The following is a 22444-nucleotide window of genomic DNA, read 5'->3' as shown; positions in this document are numbered from 1 at the left end:
GGCGACTTGTCCGCCTTTATCCCCCATCCGCCACGAGGCTGCCGCCTTCAGGCGACAGGAACGCCGCCGCGGAGGTTCAATATGAAGGTGAAGACGTCCGCGGCCTTTCTGGTCGCGCTCGCCCTGTCGGTTTTCCCCCTGGCCCAGGCCGGCGCCCAGCAGGCTGCCAGCCCGCCGGCGCAGGGACAACAGCAGGGACAGGGCCAGACACAGGGCCACGGACAGGCTGCGCCCGCCGCTGCCACGCCCAATGCCGCAGCCTCGCCCCCCGCCGCGCCGGCGGCCGCACCTGCCGGCGCCCCGGCCGCCGGCGAGGCCACACCGGTGCAGCCGGTGGCCAAGCCCGCGCCGGTGCCGCCCGATCCGACCATCGTCGCTGCGCGGGAGAAGATGGAGGCGGCCCGTTCCGCCCTCGATTCCATCGACGCCGCCCTCGCGGTGGAGGGTCTGCGCCCCGGCGACCTTGATGAACTGCGCCAGCGCCTCGACCCGGCCCGCAAGGACCTTGCCGCCGTCTCCGACCAGATCGCCCCCCGCGTCGCGGACGCGGAGAGCCGGCTCAACGGCCTCGGCCCCAAGCCCGCCGAAGGCGCCACCGAAGAACCCACCATCGCCGCCGACCGCGAGCGCCTCACCAAGATCTCCGCCGATCTCGGCGCCGTGCTGAAGCAGAACCGCGCGCTGGTGCTGCGCGGCGACCAGATTTCCGACCGCATCAGCTCGCGCCGCCGCGCTTTGTTCACCGGGCAGCTGTTCGAGCGGGTGGATTCCATCATCGACCCGGACCTGTGGACCAACGCCTTTAACGCGCTCTCCTCCGAATTCCGCGCCCTGAGCTATTTCGGAAACGACCTGCGCGCCTATTCGGTGCGGCGCCTGTCGCCGCTGGCGGTGATCGGCATCCTCCTCGGCGGCCTCGGCATCATGGGCGCCGTGGTGGCGGGCGGACGCCTGCTGCGCAAGCGCCTGCGCACCCCGCCGCCCGGCGAGGGCGAGAGCTTCACCCGCCTGCGCTCGGCGCGCGAGGCGATGAAGGTGCTGTTCCTCAACGCCACCGTCGCGCCAGCCGCGGCCATGGCGGCCATCGCCTTCATCGGCGCCTTCGAGATCATCCCGCCCCGCGCCGAGGAACTGGTGCAGGGCATCATCATCGCCATCTTCATCAAGGCCATCGGCAATGCCGTGGGCCGCGCCTTCCTGGCGCCGAACGAACCGTGGCGCCGCCTTCCGCAGCTCTCGGACACGGCCGCCGCCCTCGCCTTCCGCTACTACTCCTTCACCGTGTGGACGCTGGCCATCGCCGCCGCGCTCAACGCCCTGCACCGGGTGCTGTTCGCGCCGGTGGGGCTGACGGTGGTGACGAGCGCGATCATGTCGCTGCTCATCGCCGGCTTCATCTCGCGCTTCCTCGTCGGCGCCGCCCGCGCCGAGGCCAATGCGGATACGGCAAAGGAAACCACCGACCCCTCGGCCATCGCTGCCACCGGCCCCTCGCAGGCGCCGCCGCGCTACATCCGCCTGTTCGTGTGGGTGGCGGTGTTCGCGCTCATCGGCGCGCTGGTGGCCGGCTACATCAGCTTCGCCGCCTTCGTGGCCGCGCGCATGGTCATCGCGGCCGCCGTGCTCGGCGTGCTCTATCTGCTCTATGCCCTCATCGACGCCTTCTTCGGCGAGGGGCTTTCGGCCGAGACCCATCGCGCGCGGATGATCTCCAGCATGCTCGGCCTGAAGCCGGAGCGGGTGGAGCTGATCGGCGTCCTGGCGTCGGGCTTGCTCAAGCTGCAGCTGTTCGTGGTCGCCGCCTTTCTCATCGTCGGCAGTTGGGGCACCTCCACCGCCGACATGATGGAGACGGTGGAGCGCGTGTCCTTCGGCGTGCGCATCGGCAACGCCACGATCACGTTGTGGAGCGTGGTCTATGCCGTGCTGCTGCTGCTCGTCAGCCTGGCGGCGGCGCGCGGGCTGCAGAAATGGGTGTCGAGCGCGCTCCTGCCCCGCACCGGGCTAGAGCCCTCGCTGCAATCCTCCATCGCCACCATCGTCGGCTATGTGGGCACCATCGTCGCCGTCATGGTGGCCATGGGCCAGTTGGGGCTGAACCTCGAGAACATCGCGCTGGTCGCCGGTGCCCTCTCCGTCGGTATCGGTTTCGGCCTGCAGTCGATCGTTTCGAACTTCGTCTCCGGCCTGATCCTGCTCGCCGAGCGGCCGATCCGGGTGGGCGACACCATCAACGTGAAGGGCGAGGAAGGCTATGTGCGGCGCATCTCGGTGCGCTCCACCGAGATCGAGACCTTCGAGCGCGCCACGGTGATCGTGCCCAATGCCGACCTCATCACCGGCATGGTGAAGAACTGGACGCACTCCAACACCACCGGCCGCATCATCGTCGCCGTCACCGTCTCCTATGACAGCGACCCGGAGGAGGTGCGCGACATCCTCGTCGGCTGCGCCTGCGACCATCCGCAGGTGCTCCAGACGCCGCCGCCGCGGGTGTTCCTGATGAAGTTCGCCGATTCGGGCATCGTGTTCGAGCTGCGCTGCGTGGTGGCCAACGTGGACTATGCGCTGACCGTGAAGAGCGACCTGCACTTCCAGGTGCTCTCGCGCTTCCGCAAGGCGCATGTGGGCATGGTGGCCCAGCCCTGGGCCGCCCTCGCCCGCGCCCCCCGCGACATGGTGCCCCCGCCGCCGGCCCCGCCTGATCCGCTGCAATAGGCCGGTGCCGGGAGGGCGGCGCGCGCTAACGCTTCCTCAACCCTCCCGGCGCACAAGACAGGGGGACCGCCGGGGGCCGCCCCCGAAAGCCCGCCCGAAAAGGCCAGCCGGAAGCCGAGACATGCGCGAACAGATCCTCCGCCGCTCACTCCTCGCCGGTGCCGGCCTTGCGCTTCTCGCCGCCATCGCCGGCTGCGCCACCACCGAGCAGATCGACACCCAGCCGGCCTTCTACATCAACCTCGCCAAGACCGGTAAGCCGGTGGACGCCGCCGCCGCGGCCTCGCTCCTCTCCGACTACCGCACCGCGCGCGGCCTGCCGGCGGTGACCATTGACGACACGCTGAGCCGCCTCGCCCAGGACCAGGCCAATGCCATGGCCAAGGCGGACAACCTCTCCCACGAGGTGGGCGGGCGCAATTTCATCACCCGCATCAAGGCGTCGGGCTATGACGCGAAGCGGGCGGTGGAGAATGTGGGCGCCGGCTACCACACCCTGGCCGAAGCCTTCTCCGGCTGGCGGGACTCTCCCTCGCACAACAAGAACATGCTGGAGCCGGGCGTGACCCGCATGGGCATCGCCACGGCCAATGCCCCCAATTCCAAGTACAAGGTCTATTGGGCGCTTATCCTCGCCCAGCCGGACGCGCCCGCGCGCTGAGAAACCATCCGCGCACGGTCTGCGCTATGGCCAAGCCGCGCGGGTTCGTGATCGCGCGGTACGGGCGGAGGGCTTTCCCGCCGCGCCCTTCTCTGGCCTAATCATCGGGTCCAACCCCGTGACAGGCAGGAGAGGAAGATGAAGCGGATCGCTTTCGTCGTGTGCGCCCTGAGCATCCTCGCCGGCCCGGCGCTCGCATGCCCGGGCATGACCAACGCCTCCATCGGCGACACCACCACCACCGCCAGCAATCCGGTGACCCAGAAGGGCGGCTGATTTCGGCGCACGTCGCGCCTCGGCTTCCTCCCGGACGGAACCTCCGTTCCCCGGCCCTCGGGCCGGGGCTTTTTTATGCGCGAAACGCAAACGGCCGGCGGGATGCCCGCCGGCCGCTCACGCTCAAACCATTGGCAGCGCCGAGGCGCCGCGCCCTCACATGTGGATGGCGCGCTTCTCCACGGCCATGGCCGCCTCCTTCACCGCTTCAGAGCGGGTGGGGTGGGCGTGGCAGGTGCGGGCGAGGTCTTCCGACGAGCCGCCGAACTCCATGAGCACCGCGCATTCGTGGATCATCTCGCCGGCCTCGGGGCCGATGATGTGGGCGCCGAGCACCTTGTCGGTGGCGGCGTCGGCGATGATCTTCACGAAGCCGTCCGTGGTGTTGTTCACCTTGGTGCGGCCGTTGGCGGTGAAGGGGAACTTGCCGACCTTATAGGCGACGCCCGCGGCCTTCAGCTCGTCCTCGGTCTTGCCGACGGAGGCGACCTCCGGGAAGGTGTAGACCACGCCGGGGATCACGTCATAGTTCACATGGCCAGCCTTGCCGGCCAGCTGCTCCGCCAGCGCCACGCCCTCGTCCTCGGCCTTGTGGGCGAGCATGGGGCCGACGATCACGTCGCCGATGGCATAGATGCCGGGAACGTTGGTGGCGAAGTGGTGGTCGGTGACCACGCGGCCGCGCGCATCCTTGGCGACGCCCGCCTCCTCCAGCCCAAGGCCGGCGGTGTAGGGGATGCGGCCGATGGCGACCAGCACCACGTCGGCCTCCAGCACCTCGGCGGCGCCGCCCGCGGCGGGCTCCACCGAGACCTTCAGGGTCTTGCCCTTGGTGTCCACGCCGGTGACCTTGGTGCCGAGCTTGAAGGTGAAGCCCTGCTTGTCGAGGATGCGCTGGAAGGACTTGGCCACGTCCGAATCCATGCCGGGCAGGATGCGGTCGAGGAATTCCACCACGGTGACCTGCGCACCGAGGCGCCGCCACACCGAGCCGAGCTCGAGGCCGATGACGCCCGCGCCCACCACGACGAGCTTGCCGGGCACCTTGGGCAGCTTCAGCGCGCCGGTGGAGGAGACGATGCGCTCCTCGTCGATGGTGACGCCCGGAAGCGGAGCGACGTCCGAACCGGTGGCGATGACGATGTTCTTCGTCTCCAGCACCTCGACCTTGCCGTCGGCATTGAGGGTGACTTCCACCTTGCCGGGGCCGAGGATCTTGCCGGCGCCCATATAGACGTCGACCTTGTTCTTCTTCAGCAGGAACTCGACGCCCTTCACATTGCCGTCCACGCCGCGGTCCTTGAAGGCCAGCATGGCGGGCAGGTCGAGCTTGGGGGCGGGGACGCCGATGCCCATCTCGCCGAACTTGTGGCCGGCTTCCTCGAACAGCTCGGAGGCATAGAGCAGCGCCTTGGAGGGGATGCAGCCCACGTTCAGGCAGGTGCCGCCATGGGTGCCGCGCTTTTCCACCACCGCGACCTTGAGGCCGAGCTGGGCCGCGCGGATGGCGCACACATAGCCGCCGGGGCCGGTGCCGATGACGATGAGATCGTAGGACATTGCTTTAATCTCCAGCCCTCAAGTAAAGCCGTTGTCCATCTTTTCGGACAGCTTCAGCGACAATGCCGACTGATCGACTCCAGTCGAGGTGGTTTACACTTACGTCCAGTCCGAGTTGTCTGGAAAGTTCCGCTTTCCAGCGATCTGCATTTTCGATCCAGAAGGCCAGTCGAACACCTTCCCCAGAAGCGGAAATGACGATCGCAAGATCCACGTCGGAGCCCGGGCGAGAGACGCCCTTCGCTCTACTTCCGAAAAGCCAGACTTCAGACACAAGGGGTTGGGAAGCCGCCCAGAACCGGACGGCTTCCCTTATTTTATCAATCACAGATCCAGCACGAGGCGCGCGGGATCTTCCAGGGTCTCCTTCACACGCACCAGGAAGGTCACGGCCTCGCGGCCGTCGACGATGCGGTGGTCGTAGGAGAGAGCGAGGTACATCATCGGGCGGATCACGATCTGCCCCTTGATCACCACCGGGCGCTCCTCGATGCGGTGCATGCCGAGGATGCCCGACTGCGGCGCGTTGAGGATGGGGGTGGACATCAGCGAGCCGTAGATGCCGCCGTTGGTGATGGTGAAGGTGCCACCCTGCATCTCCTCGATGCCGAGCTTGCCGTCACGCGCCTTGCGGCCGTAGCCGGCAATGGCCTTCTCGATCTCGGCGACGGAGAGCAGGTCCGCATCGCGCACCACCGGAACCACGAGGCCCTTCTCGGTGCCCACCGCGATACCGATGTTGTAGTAGTTCTTGTAGACGAGATCCTGGCCGTCGATCTCGGCGTTCACCGCCGGGATGTCCTTCAAGGCCGCGATCACCGCCTTGGTGAAGAAGCCCATGAAGCCGAGCTTGGTGCCGTGCTTCTTCTCGAAGGCATCCTTGAACTGGCTGCGCAGGCTCATCACCGCGGTCATGTCCACGTCGTTGAACGTGGTGAGCATGGCGGCAGTGTTCTGCGCATCCTTCAGGCGCCGCGCGATGGTCTGGCGCAGCTTGGTCATCTTCACCCGCTCCTCGCGGGCGGCGTCGGTGGGCGCCGAGGGGGCACGCACCGCCACAGGGGCGGCGGCGGGAGCCGCCGAAACGCCCGAAGCGATGGCGGCCAGCATGTCACCCTTGGTGACGCGGCCATCCTTGCCGGAGCCGGACACGTCCGCCGGGTTCACGCCGGTCTCGGCGGCGATGCGGCCGACGGCCGGGCCGTTGCTGCCGGCCGCAACAGCGGCGGCGGGAGCGGCGGCCGGCGCCGGAGCGGGCGCAGCGGCGGGAGCCGGAGCTGCGGCAGGGGCAGCGGCAGGCGCCGCCTCGGCACCCGAGCCGGCACCGATATTGCCGAGCAGCGCGCCGACGCCGACGGTCTCGCCGTCCTTGGCGACGATCTCGGAGAGGACGCCGGAGGCCGGAGCCGGCACCTCGACGGTCACCTTGTCGGTCTCGAGCTCCACCAGCGGCTCATCAGCCTTGACGGCATCGCCGGGCTTCTTGAACCACTTGCCGATGGTCGCCTCGGTAACGGACTCGCCCAGGGTGGGCACGCGGATCTCGGTCATTGTGTTCGCCCCTTGAGGGGGCCTCCCTCAGACTTCGGCTTGGGCCGGGCGTGGCGCCCGGCGCTCGATGAGCGACAGAATGGGCATCACCGCATAGGTGAAGCCCAGGTCCGCCTTGATGACGGGATCCCGAAGCGAGAGGCCGGTCGCGGCGGCCTCGTCGGGTACTTCGATGACGGCCATCCCCCAGATGCCCGCCGGGTCCGCCACCGGACCGACGGCGAGGGCCGTACCGGCCTCCGCCTCGGCCTGCCAGAAGGCGAAGTGCGCGCCCATGGCGTCCATCTCGGCCGCGCTCGCGTCCGAGGGAAAGCTCGGGCGCGGTGGGGAGAGGCGGAGCAGGAAGTGCGGCACGGCGCGTCCTCTTTCGGGGCGGGTCTTGTGACCGTTACTGGGGTCGGATCAGCCCAAGGCTTCTTCGAGGAAGGCCTTGAGCTGCGCCATGTGCTTGGACATCAGGCCCGTGGCGGTGGCGGCGGACGCCGGACGCCCGGCATAGCGCGGACGCTTGGCGGCGCCGCCAGCCTGCTCCAGCACCCACTCCAGGTAGGGCTGCACGAAGGCCCAGGACCCCTGGTTCTTCGGCTCTTCCTGGCACCACACCACCTCGGCGTTCTTGAAGCGGCCGAGTTCCTGCACCAGCGTCTTGAGCGGGAACGGATAGAGCTGCTCCACGCGCATCAGGTAGACGTCGTCCACGCCCCGCTTCTCGCGCTCCTCCAGCAGGTCGTAATAGACCTTGCCCGAGGACAGCACGACACGGCGGATCTTGTCGTCCGGCTGGAGCTTGATGGCGCTCTCGTCCGGGTGCGACTGGGCGTCGTCCCACAGCACGCGGTGGAAGGTGGTGCCGGTCACCATCTCCGACAGGTTGGACACCGCCCGCTTGTGGCGCAGCAGCGACTTGGGCGTCATCAGGATCAGCGGCTTGCGGAACTCCCGCTTCATCTGCCGGCGCAGGATGTGGAAGTAGTTGGCCGGGGTGGTGACGTTGGCCACCTGCATGTTGTCCTCGGCGCACAGCTGCAGATAGCGCTCGAGGCGGGCGGAGGAGTGCTCCGGACCCTGGCCCTCATAGCCGTGCGGCAGCAGGCAGACGAGGCCGGACATGCGCAGCCACTTGCGCTCGCCCGAGGAGATGAACTGGTCGAACACCACCTGCGCGCCGTTGGCGAAGTCGCCGAACTGCGCCTCCCAGAGCACCAAAGTGTTGGGCTCGGACAGCGTGTAGCCATACTCGAAGCCGAGCACCGCCTCTTCCGAGAGCATCGAGTTGATGACCTCGTACTTGGCCTGGGTTTCGGAGAGGTGGTTGAAGGGCTTGTAGCGGGCCTCGGTCTCCTGGTCGAGCAGCACCGAATGGCGCTGGGAGAAGGTGCCGCGCTCCACGTCCTGGCCCGACAGGCGGACCGGGTGGCCCTCCAGCAGCAGGGAGGAGAAGGCGAGCGCCTCGCCGGTCGCCCAGTCGATGCCCTTGCCGTCCTCGATGGCCTTCTTCCGGTTGTCGAGGAAGCGCTGGATCGTGCGGTGGACCTGGAAGCCCTCCGGCACGGTGGTGATCTTGGCGCCGATGGCCTTCAGCTCGTCTTCCGGCAGGCCGGTATTGCCGCGGCGCGGATCGTCATCCTCGTGGGTGGGCTTGAAGCCGGCCCAGCGGCCGTCGAGCCAGTCGGCCTTGTTGGGCTTGTAGGCCTGGCCGGCCTCGTGCTCGGCCTCGAGGCGGTCGCGCCACGCATTGCGCATGGTGTCCACCTCGCCGGCGGTCACCACGCCCTCGCTCTCCAGCTTCTTGGTGTAGAGCTCGAGCACGCTCGGGTGCTGGCGGATCACCTTGTACATCTTCGGCTGGGTGAACGCGGGCTCGTCGCCCTCGTTGTGGCCGAAGCGGCGGTAGCAGAACATGTCCACCACCACCGGCTTGTGGAAGCGCTGGCGGAACTCGGTGGCCACCTTGGCGCAGAACACCACGGATTCCGGGTCGTCGCCGTTGCAGTGGAAGATCGGCGCCTCGATCATCTTCGCCACATCCGACGGATAGGGCGAGGACCGCGAGTAGCGCGGATTGGTGGTGAAGCCGATCTGGTTATTGATGATGAAGTGGATCGAGCCGCCGGTGCGGTGACCCTTCAGGCCGGAGAGGCCGAGGCACTCGGCCACCACGCCCTGGCCGGCGAAGGCGGCGTCGCCGTGCAGCAGCAGCGGCAGCACCTTGGTGCGCTCGGTGTCGCCCAGCTGGTCCTGCTTGGCGCGCGCCTTGCCCAGCACCACGGGATCGACGATCTCCAGGTGCGAGGGGTTGGCGGTCAGCGACAGGTGGACCTTGTTGTTGTCGAACTCGCGGTCGGACGAGGCACCGAGGTGGTACTTCACGTCGCCCGAGCCTTCCACGTCGTCGGGGGCCCAGGAGCCGCCCTTGAACTCGTGGAACAGCGCGCGGTGCGGCTTGCCCATCACCTGGGTCAGCACGTTCAGGCGGCCACGATGGGCCATGCCGAACACGATCTCCTTGAGGCCGAGATTGCCGCCGCGCTTGATGATCTGCTCCAGCGCCGGGATCAGGCTCTCGCCGCCGTCGAGGCCGAAGCGCTTGGTGCCGGTGAACTTCACGTCGAGGAACTTCTCGAAGCCCTCGGCCTCAACCAGCTTGTTGAGGATGGCGCGCTTGCCCTCGCGGGTGAAGGTGACTTCCTTGTCCGGCCCTTCGATGCGCTCCTGGATCCACGCCTTCTCCTCGGGCGAGGAGATGTGCATGAACTCGACGCCCACGGACGCGCAATAGGTGCGGCGCAGGATGGCGACCATCTCGCGGACGGTCGCGAATTCAAGGCCCAGCACGTGGTCGATGAAGATCTTGCGGTCGAGGTCGGCCTCGTAGAAGCCGTAGGAGGCCGGGTCGAGCTCGGGCGCCTCGCGCGGCGGGGTCAGGCCCAGCGGGTCGAGATTGGCGTGCAGGTGGCCGCGCATGCGGTAGGCGCGGATCATCATCAGCGCCTTGACGGAATCGCGGGTGGCCTGCTGCACCTCGGTGGCGGAGAACTCGACGCCGGACTTCTGCGCCTTGGCCTTCACCTTGTCGGCGATGGCCTTCTCCACCTCGATCCACTGGCCGTCCATGGCCGAGACCAGCTCGCCATTGGCGTGCACCGGCCAGTTGGGCTTCTTCCAGGAGGCGCCGCGGGCGTTCTCGATCACCTGGTTGGGATCGTCCTTCAACGCCGCGAAGAAGGCCTGCCACTCAGCGCTGACCGAATTGGGATCGGTCTCATAGCGGGCGTAGAGATCCTCGATCCAGGCGGCATTGGCGCCATAGAGGAAGGAGGTGTTCAGGAAAACGTCGTTCTGTTCCGCGCGCGACATGGGCTTGTTCCCGGAAGACCGTGGGCGCCTCACTCTCCTTGAGCGCATTTCGCTCGGAAAATGAAGCCCCAAGGCCGCTCGTCTGCCACAAATCCGGCGCCCGGCCCTTGCCGGACGCCCCGTCACCCCTGCGAGGCTCGTGGCGGCCTTCGACAGCGGTGCTCGACAACCTTTATATGGGCAGGGCTGCCACCAGCCGAAAGGCCGGTTCCGCGCCCCACCCGAACCGCGCTCGCCAGTCGCCGAACTTCATGGCGATTGCGCGGCGGATGCCCTTGCGGGAGCGGAATTCCAAGGCTTTGGCCTCATCGGCTTTCGCCCGGCGTCCCCGCTCCCGGTCCATCCGTGTGGCGATCCCCCGGCCCGGCCGGGGGATCAGCCTCAGCCCTTCAGCACCTCGACGAGGGTCTTGCCGAGGCGCGCGGGGGACGGAGACACGCGGATGCCCGCCGCCTCCATGGCCGCGATCTTGTCCTCGGCGCCGCCCTTGCCACCGGAGATGATGGCGCCGGCATGGCCCATGCGACGGCCGGGAGGGGCAGTGCGGCCGGCGATGAAGCCGACCATCGGCTTCTTGCGGCCCTTCTTCGCCTCGTCGGCGATGAACTGCGCGGCCTCTTCCTCGGCCGAGCCGCCGATCTCGCCGATCATGATGATCGACTCGGTCTTGGGATCAGCCAGGAACATCTCCAGAACGTCGATGAACTCGGTGCCCTTCACCGGGTCGCCACCGATGCCCACCGCCGAGGTCTGGCCGAGGCCCACCTGCGAGGTCTGGAACACGGCTTCGTAGGTCAGCGTGCCAGAGCGCGAGACCACGCCCACCGAGCCGGTCTTGAAGATGTTGGCCGGCATGATGCCGATCTTCGACTGGCCGGCGGTGACGATGCCGGGGCAGTTGGGGCCGATGAGGCGGCTCTTTGAGCCCGAGAGGGCGCGCTTCACCTTCACCATGTCGAGGACCGGGATGCCCTCGGTGATGCAGACGATGAGCGGGATTTCCGCGTCGATCGCCTCAAGGATGGCGTCGGCGGCGCCCGGAGGCGGCACGTAGATCACCGAGGCGTCGGCGCCGGTGGCTTCCTTGGCTTCCAGCACGGTGTCGAACACCGGCAGGTTGAGGTGGGTGGTGCCACCCTTGCCCGGCGAGGTGCCGCCGACCATCTTCGTCCCGTAGGCGATGGCCTGCTGGGCGTGGAAGGTGCCGTTCTTACCGGTGAAGCCCTGGGTGATGACCTTGGTGTTGGCGTCGATCAGCACGGACATCACGCAGCATCCTTCTTCACGGCAGCGACGATCTTCTGCGCCGCGTCATCGAGATCATCGGCAGGGATCACATTGAGCCCGCTCTCACGGATGATCTGCTTGCCTTCTTCCACATTGGTGCCTTCGAGGCGCACCACGAGGGGCACCTGCAGGCCCACCGCCTTCACCGCCGCGATCACGCCGTTGGCGATCACGTCGCACTTCATGATGCCGCCGAAGATGTTGACGAGGATGCCCTTCACGTTCGGGTCGGCGGTGATGATCTTGAACGCCGCCGTCACCTTCTCCTCGTTGGCGCCGCCGCCCACGTCGAGGAAGTTCGCCGGGCTTTCGCCGTAGAGCTGGATGATGTCGAGGGTCGCCATGGCGAGGCCCGCGCCATTGACCATGCAGCCGATGGTGCCGTCGAGGGCGATGTAGGCGAGGTCGTACTTGGACGCCTCGATCTCCTTCTCGTCCTCTTCCGTCAGGTCGCGCAGCTCGGTGAGCTTGGGATGGCGGAACAGGGAGTTGGAATCGAAGGACACCTTGGCGTCGAGCACGCGCAGGTTGCCGTCCTTGGTGACGATGAGCGGGTTGATCTCCAGCATCGCCATGTCGGTCTCGACGAAGGCGGTGTAGAGCACCTCGGCGAGCTTGCCGGCCTGCTTGGCGAGTTCACCGGAGAGGCCGAGGGCCTTGGCGATCTTGCGGCCGTGGAAGCCCTGCACGCCGGTCACCGGGTCCACCGAGAAGGTCACGATCTTCTCAGGGGTGGAGTGGGCGACTTCCTCGATGTCCATGCCCCCTTCGGTGGAGACCACGAAGGCCACGCGCGAGGTGACGCGGTCCACGAGCAGGGAGATGTAGAACTCCTTCTCGATGTCCGAGCCTTCCTCGATGTAGAGGCGGTTCACCTGCTTGCCGGCCGGGCCGGTCTGGATGGTGACGAGGGTGCGGCCGAGCATCTGGCCGACGAACTCCTTCACCTCTTCCACGGACTTGGCGAGGCGCACGCCGCCCTTCTCGCCGGCCTCGGGCTCCTTGAACTTGCCCTTGCCGCGGCCGCCGGCGTGGATCTGCGACTTCACAACCCAGAGCGGGCCACCCAGCTCCTTGGCGGCGGCTTCCGCCTCCTCGACCTTCAGCACGGGAATGCCGCGCGAGACCGGGGCGCCGAAGCTCTTCAGCAGCGCCTTGGCCTGATACTCGTGAATATTCATCTTCCGTGTCCCTCAGGGTTGCGATGTGTCCCTTTCCCCGCCCCGGCCCGTCCCGGATCCCGCGCAATTGCGGGACCACCCTGTCCGAACCGCCTCCACCGCAGAAGGGGGACCCGCGCCACCACCCCGGCCCGAAGGACTGGGGCGAAGATGCGGTCTCCCCCGAGGAGGGGAACACTCGTCTCCTTCACCACGCCGGTTGTACCCCGGCACGAAAACGGCGCGCCTTCCGGCACGCCGTCATGAGCGAGATCACTTCCCGAGGCCGGGTGCGATCTTCAGGCAGGCCTCCACCAGTCCTTCGACTGCGGCGACCGATCTTTCGAACATGGCGCGTTCGGATCGGTCGAGCTCGACCTCCACGATACGCTCCACCCCCCGCGCGCCGATGACAGCCGGCACGCCGAGATAGATGTCCCTGAGCCCGTATTCCCCATCGAGCCTTGCGGCGACCGGGAGCACGCGCTTCTTGTCCTTCAGGTAGCTCTCCGCCATGGCGATGGCAGCGGCGGCCGGCGCATAGAAGGCCGAGCCGGTCTTGAGCAGGTTGACGATCTCCGCCCCGCCGTCGCGGACGCGCTGGACGATGGCGGCGATGCGCTCCTCGCTGGTCCAGCCCATGCGGATGAGGTCCGGCACCGGGATGCCGCCCACGGCGGAATAGCGCACCAGCGGCACCATGGTATCGCCGTGCCCGCCCATGACGAACGCGGTCACATCCTCCACCGAGACGCCGAACTCCTCGGAGAGGAAGAAGCGGAAGCGGGCGGAATCCAGCACGCCGGCCATGCCCACCACCTTCTCCGGCGGCAGGCCACTGGTGCGCTGGAGCGCCCAGACCATGGCATCGAGCGGATTGGTGATGCAGATGACGAAAGCGTCAGGCGCATATTTGCGCAGGCCCGCGCCCACCTGCTCCATCACCTTGAGGTTGATGGCGAGGAGATCGTCCCGGCTCATGCCCGGCTTGCGCGGCACGCCGGCGGTGACGATCACCACGTCGGCGCCGGCGATGGCATCATAGCTGGAGGCGCCCCAGATGCCCGCATCGAACCCCTCCACAGGGGTGAGCTGGGCGAGGTCCAGGGCCTTGCCGTCGGGAACGCCGTCCGCGACGTCGAACAGCACGATGTCGCCCAGTTCCTTCAGTCCAGCCAGAAGGGCGAGCGTGCCGCCGATCTGGCCGGCCCCGATGAGGGCGATCTTGTTGCGGGCCATCACAAGTCCCCGGAAAACGCTGCGAGCCGGCACATGAGACGAGCCGCCGCAGGAACGCGGCGCTTGACTACTCCCATCCGTCCGGGCGTTCAAGCCGGCCGCACTGCACAAATAGTGGCATGGAGCGGGATTTTGCCGCAAAAACGGGTCGTTTCACCCCGATTTTCCGCTCTTTTGCACCATGCGGAAAACCATCCCGCAGAGCGGTGCAGCGGCCTACCGCCGGAGGCACCCGGAACGCTCACGCTTGCCACAGCCCAGGCGAGCATCACAGGGCCGAGCCGGTCCGGTGCAGCACCGTGCGATTTTGAAAAAGGCGCGAAGGTCCGGCCGTTTGCAGACGGGACCGCGCGATATCTGCCGTGGAATGTGGAATTTGGGGCGCCACTGGCGCGAAGCGCGCGCTCTGTCCGCACGCGCACGGATGGCTGGCTAAAGAGCCGGGAGCAGCCCGGCGGCCATCGGCACCAGGGCGCGCGCAGCGCGGTCATAGCCGCGCTTTCATCGGCGCAATGAGGCGCCGGAACCCAGGAAAATCTGCCCTCTCCCCGCACACGGCCGAGCGACCAGCCGGATGAAAAAAATAAAACAACGTCAATATCAACGAACAATCAGCAGGGAGAGGGCAGCCGGCCGGAGCACTTCGGGGCGCTCCGGCGGAAGGTTGGCCCCGCCGCCGGGCACGAAAGCCGGCGGGCGGGACGAAGGAGGCCGTCTCAGCTTCCGGTCTTGAGCGAGCCGAGCTGGACGAAAGCGGGCTTGGCGGCGGGGGCCGCGGGGCGGTTCGGATCGTGCTCCTTCAGCACCTTGAACACCCGTTCCGCCATGGGGTTGGAGGCGATGAAGTCGGCATAGGCCTGCCCCAGCATGGTCTGGGCGGCGGAATAGATCTCTTCCTCGCTCATGCCGTCGAATTCGGCAGAGACGAGGTACTGGCCCATGCGCCTGAGGATGTGGAGGCGCAGCACCTGCAACACTTCCGGCTGGTATTCCACCTGCAGCACCTCGAAGAATTCTTCGGCGCTGTGGAGAGACTTCAGCTTGTCGATGATGGACATGTCGCTCTTTCTCCTGTCGATCAGCTCAAGTCCGGGATGTCACGCCGCCTCGTCCGCGCTCGCCGGCCGGCCGCGCTGGCGCTCGCCCTGGAGGTGCGAGAGGCGCGCCTCAAGGAACTCGATCCGGTCGAGCAGGGAGACGATGGCCTCGCCCACCGGATCGGGCATGAGGTGGTGCTCGAGGTCGATGCGGCCGTCGCCGAGCTTGCGGCGGTCGGAGGTGGGCTTCACCACCCGGCCGGGAATGCCCACTACCGTCATGGCGGGGGGAACGTCCTCGATCACCACGGAATTGGCGCCCACGCGGCAGCCCGCCCCGACCGTGATCGGCCCGAGGATCTTGGCCCCGGCCCCGACGAGAACGCCGTTACGCAAAGTGGGATGGCGCTTGCCCGACGTCCAGGACGTCCCGCCGAGGGTTACGCCATGGTACAGGGTTACGTCATCTCCGATCTCGGCGGTCTCGCCGATCACCACGCAGGCGCCGTGATCGATGAAGAAGCGCCGGCCGATGGTGGCGCCGGGGTGGATGTCCACATTGGTCAGGAAGCGGCCCAGCCACGACAGGAAGCGGGCCGGGAACTTCACCCCCCGCCGCCACAGCCGGCTGGCGAGCCGATGCCAGATGATGGCGTGGACGCCGGGATAGGTGAGCACGATCTCGAACGTGTGACGCGCCGCCGGGTCCCGCGCCTTCACGCAGTTCACATCCTCGCGGATGAGCTGCCAGACCGAGAAGGACGCCGCGGGCGCATCCGACGCGACGGCTGCGGCGAGGGGCACTTCGCTACCATGCCACTTCGGACTTCCCATGATCATGGGTCAGGCTCCCATCACGGCTGCGTGGCGGCGCTTCAGCGCTTCTTCGGTGAAGCTGTCCTCGTAGAAGCGGCGAAGCACCTGGGGCGTCACCGTCTCCTTGGTGCGCACCGAGAAGTCGCGCACCCGGGCGAGGATGGCCCGGCCGCGCGCCTCGTCCACCGCCAGCCCCTCATCGGCGAGCGCCTTGGAGATGGCGGCCAGGCCCGAATGCTTGCCCAGCACCACGCGGTGGGAGCGGCCGAGCAGCTCCGGGTTCAGCGCCTCGTAGGTGCCTCGATCCTTCAGCAGGCCGGAAACATGGATGCCGCTCTCGTGGGTGAACACGTCCTCGCCCACGATGGCCTTGGTGCGCGGCATGGCGCGGCCGGCGGCGGCCATGACCTTCTCGGCCAGCGGGCGCAGAGCGCGCGGGTCGATGCCGCTTTCGGCGCGGGCGGTCTGGCGCAGGGCGATGGCCACTTCCTCCAGCGCCGCATTGCCGGCCCGCTCGCCGAGCCCGACCACGGTCACGCTGGCATGGCGGGCGCCACCGGTGACGGCGGCGAGCGTGTTGGCGGTGGCGAGGCCGAGATCGTCGTGGGCGTGGAACTCGATCTCGAGGTCCGTCGCATTGGCGACGCGCCGCACCAGCGCATAGGTGGAGAAGGGATCGAGCACGCCCAGCGTGTCGGCGAGGCGCAGGCGGAAGGCGCCCGCCTCCCGCGCCGCCTCGGCCACGCGGCACAGGAAGTCCGGATCGGCGCGGGACGCGTCTTCACATCCGATGGCGACGGTGAAGCCGAGCTTGGTCGCGAGGGTCGCCACATGCTTGAGCGCCGCAAGCGCCCACTCGCGATCCCGGTTCAGTTTGCCCTGAAGCTGGCGATCGGAGGTGGGAATGGAAAGATTGACGTAATTGACCCCGGCCGAGACCGCCGCGAACAGGTCCTCCTCGCTCATCCGGCACCAGGCCGCGACGCGCAGGGGCAGCTTGAGCGAGACGATGGAGCGAAGGGTCTCGATCTCCTCGTCGCCCATGGCCGGCGTGCCGGCCTCGATCTCGGGCACGCCGGCGGCGGCGAGCGCCTCGGCGATCTCGATCTTCTCCTTGCGGGTGAAGGCGACGCCGGGCGCCTGCTCCCCGTCGCGGAGCGTGGTGTCGTTCAGGAAGACCGTGCGGGTGGCCGCAGCCCCCTTCGCCGAACCGCCGGCCTCCGCCGAAGCCCGGCCTGAGCGCCCAGATGTCACCGATGGAGACTTCGCGAGCATGGTGTCTTCCTCAAGTCCCGTGACCCTAAGTCCCTTGGCCCTGAACGCCTGTGGTGAGCCGGAGCATCGAAACCGCCCACTTGAGCCAGCAGCGCCTGACAGGGATCACGCAAACCGCGTGCCATTGCCGCAAGCCATTCTGGAATCGATGAAAATCGGGGACTGCGAAACTGTCGCAAAGCCGACAGCCGGCAAGCTTGTCCGAGGTTCGACAGGATCACGACAGACGAGACACGTGCGACACACCGTCTTGTCGGTATCGAACATACGTATAACTACGTAGCCGCATGTTCCCGTCCGATCATTTCTTGCCGGAGCCGGACGAATTCACAGGTGAGAGCAGATCATCCGGCGCGAGGGTCGGCGGCAGGCGCCGCTCAGGCCGGGCCGATCACCACCTTCACGTCGGCAGGCTTCGCCCAATAGGGCGCGGACGTCACCAGCACATGGGCGCCGGCCGCGGCATAGGCGGCGGCGTTGGAGAGATTGACGCCGCCAGCCGCCGCGACCTTCGTGCCGGGGGAGCGTTGCGCGGTGATGGCGACCACCTGTCGGATGTCGTCCGGTGTCATCTTCTCGCACTGGAGCACGTCCGGCCGCGCGGGGAGAACGGCCTCCGCCTCCTCCGGCGTCTTCACCTCCACCACCACCTTCTTCTCCGGCGCCTGCTTGCGCAGCCGCGCGATGCCCTCGCCGAGATCGGCGAGGAAGGCGGCATGTTCGGGGAAGAGCAGCAGCGTCTCGGAGAGGCCGAGCCGGTGCGGGAAGGCGCCGCCGGCGCGGATGGCGGCGATCATCTGCGCCTTGGCACCGGGCAGGGTCTTGCGCGTGGTCACCACCGCCACCTCGGGCGACACCGCACGGGCAGCGGCCACGATGTCGGCGGTAAGGGTGGCGATGCCGGAGAGATATTCCACCAGCGTCTGCGCCACTTTCCAGGCACGGAAGATGGGGCCGGCCGCGCCCTCGGCGAGAAGGAAGGTGTCGCCCTGCGGCACCCGCGCCCCGCTCGCCGCCAGCAGGTTGGCCCTGGCGCCGGCGGCGATGAACAGCTCGCGCGCGAGTTCAACACCGCACAGGGTGGTGTCAGCGCGCACGGCCATGGAAAGGCGCGCGTCGCGCCCGGCGAGGCCGAGGCTCTCGGTCGTGAGGTCGCCATAGGGCGCATCCTCGGCGAGGAGGGCATCCACCATGGCCTGCGTCCACCAGCGGTAGGTCATGCGCCGTATCCTCGCTCAGTCCCGATACAGCAGGAGGCATAAAACATTTTCGAGCGACGTGGATACCGGTTCGCGTGAAGAAAATGCCCGCCGCTCGCGCAAGCGGGCCGCAGGGTTCACGGGGCAAGGCGCAAGGCGACAATCGGGCATCAGGCCGGGGTGGCGACCCTGGCCTCTTTGGTCGCGCGCCGCAGCAGCGTGAGGCATTCGATGGTGGAGGCGAGATCGAGCGCGGAGAAGCCGTCCAGCGTCTCCGGCCTTGGATCGGCCCCGCGGGCGAGCAGCCTCTCTACCACGGCGGCCTTGCCGGCGGAGGCCGCATACATCAGGGCCGTGGCACCATTGTCGTTGGCGCTGTCGATGGCGATGCCCGCATCCACCAGCGCGTCGATGATGTCGAGATGATCGCCCACGCAGGCGATCCACAGCGCCGTGTTGCCGTCCGCATTGCGGATGTCGAGGGCGGCACCGGCGGCGATGAGGGCGGCGACGGTCTCGGGGAGTCCTTCGGCACAGGCCTTCATCAGCGGCGTCATGCCGTTCTCGGCGGTGGCGTTCAGCCCGTCCGGCGGAAAGCCGCGACTGGCGATCCAAGCCGAGAGCGCGGCGGCGGGCGTTTGCGCCTGCGTGTGGTTGAACCAGGCCTCATAGCCGCCATCCACACTCGTCACGTCGGAGAAGCCGAAATCCGACAAGGCCTGCGCATACTCCTGGCTGGCATTGCCGTGATAGCAATAGATGACCACCGGCTGCGCCTTCGGCGTGGTGCCGATAATGTCGCCGAGATTGCCGAACGCCATGTTCCGCGCGCCCTCCACATGGCCGGCGGCGTAGGAATTGGCGTCGCGCACATCGAGCAGCAGGGCCTTGCCCGTGCCGACGATGGCCACCGCCTCCGCGACGCCGATGCGGCGGAAGGGCGTGCGCTGTCTCATGATCGTCTCTCCCGTCCCGCTCAGAGCGCGATCCGATCAAGTTGAAACAACTTGATCGGTGAATCGCCCTCCAACTCTAAGAAAGAGAACGCGTTATCCGATCTGATTGCCTCGCAATCAGATCGACGCGTGCTCAAGCGCCCCGGCCGGGATAGGCCGGCTCGGTGGTGATGCGGTCGTCGACGGCGGCGCGCCCGACGGTGAAGTGGTAGATGGACTGGAAGGCCCCGCCTTCGAGCCCCAGGAGCTGGTGCAGGTCGTCGTCGAAGAAGCAGCCGATGCCGGTACCGCGGAAGCCCGCCGCCTCCGCTTCCAGATAGAGCGACTGGCCGACCATGCCCGCCTCCCAATGGAGCTGCCGGTAGCGCCACGCCTCAGCCGTCACCAGCGGCTCGAACTCCGCCAGCATGGAAAGCGCAAAGGAACTGTCGCTGGCGATGGCCTGATGGCAGCTCACGGTGCGGGCGATGCCCCGGCAGTCGGTTTCCACCAGCCGATAGAGCGGCAGGTGCGCCGGCACGCCCTCCGGCTTTTCCCAGGTAAAGTCGGGGCGCAGCGCGGCCTTGAGGCCCGCCATCACGCCGTCCCGGCGCGGCAGGGCATAAAGGCCGGGGGCGAGCCCCTCCACCCGGTGGACGAACAGCAGCGGGTGGACGCGGGCTTCGAAGGGGGCGGCATCGAACGGCGCCGCGGCGCGCGGCAGCAGCGCATCCATGAGGCCGAGGAACACGTCGCGGGGCATGAGGCTGCCCTTGGCCGTGAAGCGCTGCGCGCTGCGCCGGCCGAGGATGACCGACGCCGCCCGCGCCTCGCCGGAGACATCACGCGCGGGGAGGGCCGGAGCCGTAAGCACCTCCCCCGCATCGACACCGGCGCGATGGGTGGCAAGGCTCACCTGATCGATCACCGGCCAGCGATAGAGCGGATGCCGGTCCAGCACATTCGCGCGCCCCATCCAGCGCCCGCCAAACGGCACCGCCGGAAGGGCCGGCAGATCTCCGCCGGCAGGAGCCAGCGCGATCAAAATGTCGGGATCCTCGCGCTCGGCTCCCGCGAAGTCCGCCGCGCGGTCGAGGCCGATGCGGCGGGCGATGTCGGCGCTAGGGATGGTCTCCACCAGTCGCGCGGTCCAGCCGAGGCAGGAGGCGGCATAGCGCACGGCGGCCAGCGCGTGGCCGAGGTCCAGCTGGCAATAGCGGAAGGCCCGCTCGCCATATTTCCACGCCTCGCGCCAATGGATGGACGACAAGGCCAGGAACAGAGACGGCGCCCCGCCCGACGGGCCGAACCTCTGCTCCATGGCGAAGCCGGAGGCGCTCGCCACCGCCACCACGTCCGGCCCCGGCGGTGCGAAACGATGCTCCAGCACATGGTCGCGGCTGACATAATGGTGCACGCCATCGTCGAGACCGGCGATGCGCCCGGCGATCACATAGGCCTCGGTGGGGTGCAGATTGCCGCTAGAGGGATTGCAGCGCAGCGCCCAGCGATCGGGGCCGAGCTGCTTCCAGGCGGCGAGGCCGAAGGAAAGTTCGAGCAGCAAGGCGACGCCGGCAAGGTCCAGCGACGCGGGCGCCACCGTTCCCGACACCATCTCGGCAAAGGAGACGCCGAGCTCTTCCGCCGCCAGCGGCAAAGCAGTGCGCGGCGCCCCCTCATACTCCCGGAACGGATTGGGCTGCATGTCCCAGTCCAGCGTCTCGGGGCCGGCGGCATAGGCCTTCAGGCTGTGCTTGGTGCGGGCATGGTAGGCCAGCGCAGCCTCGAAGGGACGCGCGGGGGGCAGCAGCGCGTTCATGTTCAGGATGCCTTCCGTTCGCCGGGGGCCGGACAGGGATGGGCCTCGCCGGGATGGGAGCAGCCTTCCAGGGGCCTCGCCCCCGGCGCGGCCGGCCCCAGCAGGGAGGTGACGGGCTCGCGGTCGAAGCCGGCGCAGCGGGCGCCCTCCACCTCCACCAAGGGGCGGCGGATCAGCAATGGCTCCGCCAGCATCAGCGCAATGGCGGCCTCGGCCTCCACCGCCTCGGGCTTGACCTCGCCCGACTTCACCTTCGGCGCCGCCGGATTGAACCAGGAGGCGACCGGCGTCGCGCCGAAGAAATCCTTCAGGCGCTCGGCCGTCCACGGCTCGGTCAGGAGGCTGCGGACATCCAGCGTGTGGCCGGCATTGGCAAGGGCGAGCTTCTGCCGGGCATTGGTGCCGCAGCCCGGCTTCTCCCAGAAGGTGACGTGGGCCACGGCCGGCCTACTTCATCACGGACAGCTGGACGAGTTGCGCGCCGCCGTCGCGGCCGAGCACCGTATCCACCTTCTTGCGCACGCTCTCCAGCGTCAGCGGCTTCACCACCGCGCCATGAGCGCCGGCCTTGAGCCCGCTCACTGCCACCGCCTCTTCCGACTTGTCGGTGACGATCAGGATGCGCACGCCGGGAAACTTCGCCTTCATCTCCGCGATCAGCGCATCGCCGCGGGCCTTCAGCAGCCCGACGCCGAGCAGGATCACGTGCGGCATCAGCCAGCCCTGGCCCTTCTCATAGGCCTCTTCGGGGGTGGCGAGCTCGTGGGTCTCGATCTCGTCGTGCAGCATGAACTGGAGCGCCGCGCGGGTGATCTCGTCTTCGTCCACCACGAAGACACGCCGCTGGTCCACCGCCTTGGACGTCTCAACGCCGATCTGCATCTGTCGCCTCGCTCATTACTTGCGTTTATCGCGCGCCGATCCCCGTCGTCGGCACGGCCCGCCAGCTGCAGCGGACCGGGTTCATGGCCACGGCCATCCGCGCGCGAGCGGGCTGATTGACCGTCAAGCAAGTTCCGTTCCTCCCCGGCAACGACAGGTTTGGAGGGGATTGCTCCGGCCACGGCGCACGGGGCGCACGGGATGTGTCCAAATCCCGACACACAAGACCCACCTGTCGGGTTCGACACACCATCCGAAAGGCCAAGGAAAGCCCCCTCACACCCCGGGAATTTGATTGAGATCAAAGGCCTGCGGGAAATGGAGGCGACTGGCACGCTGGTTGCTCCTGCCATGGCGCAACAGCGAGTGAGGGCTGAGTGCACGCCTAGGCCGGCTGCCAGCGATGCGCTCCTTCCCGTAACCCGCGGGGCGTTTCCGATCGATATTGCTGACGAGAGAAACGGCCTCGCGCCAATTCGCGCGGTGGTCTTCCAAAGTAGGTTCGAAGGAGAGCAAGATGGCTTCGCTGCGACAGATCGCGTTTTACGGCAAGGGTGGCATCGGCAAGTCCACCACATCCCAGAACACGCTTGCGGCCCTGACCGAGCTTGGTCAGCGCATCCTCATCGTGGGCTGCGACCCGAAGGCGGACTCGACCCGCCTGATCCTGCA

Annotated in this window: 20 protein-coding genes; 4 read left to right on the top strand and 16 right to left on the bottom strand. The window is 67.9% G+C overall.

Going from position 1 to position 22444, the window contains the following annotated elements; genetic code table 11:
• Window positions 1-81 precede the first annotated feature (81 nt).
• The 3 genes from FHT36_RS22035 to FHT36_RS22025 all read left to right on the top strand — a co-directional run bounded on the left by FHT36_RS22035 (window position 82) and on the right by FHT36_RS22025 (window position 3655).
• On the top strand, window positions 82-2718 hold the full coding sequence (locus FHT36_RS22035; protein ID WP_169124615.1) for a DUF3772 domain-containing protein: 2637 nt from the start codon (window positions 82-84) through the stop codon (window positions 2716-2718).
• A gap of 121 nt (window positions 2719-2839) precedes the next feature.
• On the top strand, window positions 2840-3379 hold the full coding sequence (locus FHT36_RS22030) for a CAP domain-containing protein (protein WP_169124614.1): 540 nt from the start codon (window positions 2840-2842) through the stop codon (window positions 3377-3379).
• 138 nt (window positions 3380-3517) lie between these two features.
• Entirely contained in the window at window positions 3518-3655 is a 138-nt protein-coding gene (locus FHT36_RS22025; protein WP_169124613.1) for a hypothetical protein, read from the top strand.
• 156 nt (window positions 3656-3811) lie between these two features.
• On the opposite strand, the gene lpdA is transcribed toward FHT36_RS22025, so the two are convergent.
• The 16 genes from lpdA to FHT36_RS21945 all read right to left on the bottom strand — a co-directional run bounded on the left by lpdA (window position 3812) and on the right by FHT36_RS21945 (window position 21772).
• Window positions 3812-5215 (bottom strand): dihydrolipoyl dehydrogenase, encoded by a 1404-nt coding sequence (gene lpdA / locus FHT36_RS22020; RefSeq protein WP_169124612.1) that lies wholly within the window; start codon window positions 5213-5215, stop codon window positions 3812-3814.
• Between the two features lie 4 nt (window positions 5216-5219).
• Window positions 5220-5543 carry a nucleotidyltransferase domain-containing protein gene (locus FHT36_RS24945; RefSeq protein WP_210257927.1) on the bottom strand — a complete coding sequence of 108 codons (324 nt, stop codon included), beginning with the start codon at window positions 5541-5543 and terminating at the stop codon, window positions 5220-5222.
• Window positions 5540-6766, bottom strand: a complete 1227-nt coding sequence (odhB, locus tag FHT36_RS22010; protein WP_169124610.1) for a 2-oxoglutarate dehydrogenase complex dihydrolipoyllysine-residue succinyltransferase — start codon at window positions 6764-6766, stop codon at window positions 5540-5542. Before odhB ends, FHT36_RS24945 begins: the two co-directional genes overlap by 4 nt.
• Window positions 6767-6793: 27 nt before the next feature.
• Entirely contained in the window at window positions 6794-7120 is a 327-nt protein-coding gene (locus FHT36_RS22005) for a YciI family protein (RefSeq protein WP_024281006.1), read from the bottom strand.
• A 48-nt stretch (window positions 7121-7168) separates the two neighbouring features.
• The gene (locus FHT36_RS22000) at window positions 7169-10123 is read right to left on the bottom strand and encodes a 2-oxoglutarate dehydrogenase E1 component (RefSeq protein WP_169124609.1); all 2955 of its coding nucleotides are present in this window, start codon (window positions 10121-10123) and stop codon (window positions 7169-7171) included.
• Between the two features lie 381 nt (window positions 10124-10504).
• Window positions 10505-11389 carry a succinate--CoA ligase subunit alpha gene (sucD, locus tag FHT36_RS21995; RefSeq protein ID WP_169124608.1) on the bottom strand — a complete coding sequence of 295 codons (885 nt, stop codon included), beginning with the start codon at window positions 11387-11389 and terminating at the stop codon, window positions 10505-10507.
• Complete coding sequence (sucC, locus tag FHT36_RS21990; protein ID WP_169124607.1) at window positions 11389-12591, bottom strand: ADP-forming succinate--CoA ligase subunit beta; 1203 nt, start codon at window positions 12589-12591, stop codon at window positions 11389-11391. Before sucC ends, sucD begins: the two co-directional genes overlap by 1 nt.
• A gap of 252 nt (window positions 12592-12843) precedes the next feature.
• Window positions 12844-13809: a malate dehydrogenase gene (gene mdh / locus FHT36_RS21985; protein WP_169124606.1), complete on the bottom strand. Its 966-nt coding sequence runs from the start codon at window positions 13807-13809 to the stop codon at window positions 12844-12846.
• Between the two features lie 716 nt (window positions 13810-14525).
• Window positions 14526-14867 (bottom strand): nitrogenase stabilizing/protective protein NifW, encoded by a 342-nt coding sequence (nifW, locus tag FHT36_RS21980; RefSeq protein WP_169124605.1) that lies wholly within the window; start codon window positions 14865-14867, stop codon window positions 14526-14528.
• 39 nt (window positions 14868-14906) lie between these two features.
• Entirely contained in the window at window positions 14907-15686 is a 780-nt protein-coding gene (gene cysE / locus FHT36_RS21975) for a serine O-acetyltransferase (RefSeq protein WP_169124604.1), read from the bottom strand.
• 3 nt (window positions 15687-15689) lie between these two features.
• On the bottom strand, window positions 15690-16937 hold the full coding sequence (gene nifV, locus FHT36_RS21970; protein ID WP_169124603.1) for a homocitrate synthase: 1248 nt from the start codon (window positions 16935-16937) through the stop codon (window positions 15690-15692).
• A gap of 377 nt (window positions 16938-17314) precedes the next feature.
• Entirely contained in the window at window positions 17315-18157 is an 843-nt protein-coding gene (gene modD, locus FHT36_RS21965) for a ModD protein (RefSeq protein WP_169124602.1), read from the bottom strand.
• Between the two features lie 149 nt (window positions 18158-18306).
• Window positions 18307-19092 carry an ankyrin repeat domain-containing protein gene (locus FHT36_RS21960; RefSeq protein WP_169124601.1) on the bottom strand — a complete coding sequence of 262 codons (786 nt, stop codon included), beginning with the start codon at window positions 19090-19092 and terminating at the stop codon, window positions 18307-18309.
• A 133-nt stretch (window positions 19093-19225) separates the two neighbouring features.
• On the bottom strand, window positions 19226-20890 hold the full coding sequence (locus FHT36_RS21955) for a nitroreductase family protein (RefSeq protein ID WP_169124600.1): 1665 nt from the start codon (window positions 20888-20890) through the stop codon (window positions 19226-19228).
• Between the two features lie 2 nt (window positions 20891-20892).
• A complete protein-coding gene (locus tag FHT36_RS21950) occupies window positions 20893-21330 on the bottom strand; it encodes an ArsC/Spx/MgsR family protein (RefSeq protein ID WP_169124599.1) in 438 nt (145 codons plus the stop codon).
• A 7-nt stretch (window positions 21331-21337) separates the two neighbouring features.
• Complete coding sequence (locus FHT36_RS21945; protein WP_169124598.1) at window positions 21338-21772, bottom strand: response regulator transcription factor; 435 nt, start codon at window positions 21770-21772, stop codon at window positions 21338-21340.
• A 517-nt stretch (window positions 21773-22289) separates the two neighbouring features.
• Here FHT36_RS21945 and FHT36_RS21940 point away from each other — a divergent pair.
• On the top strand, window positions 22290-22444 hold a 155-nt coding region (locus FHT36_RS21940; protein WP_169124597.1), incomplete at its 3' end, for an AAA family ATPase.

Source organism: Xanthobacter sp. SG618 (assembly GCF_012932745.1).
Lineage (GTDB): Bacteria > Pseudomonadota > Alphaproteobacteria > Rhizobiales > Xanthobacteraceae > Xanthobacter > Xanthobacter flavus.
The sequence above is the reverse complement of the archived record's forward strand: the minus strand, read 5'-3'. Positions and strand labels throughout refer to the sequence as shown.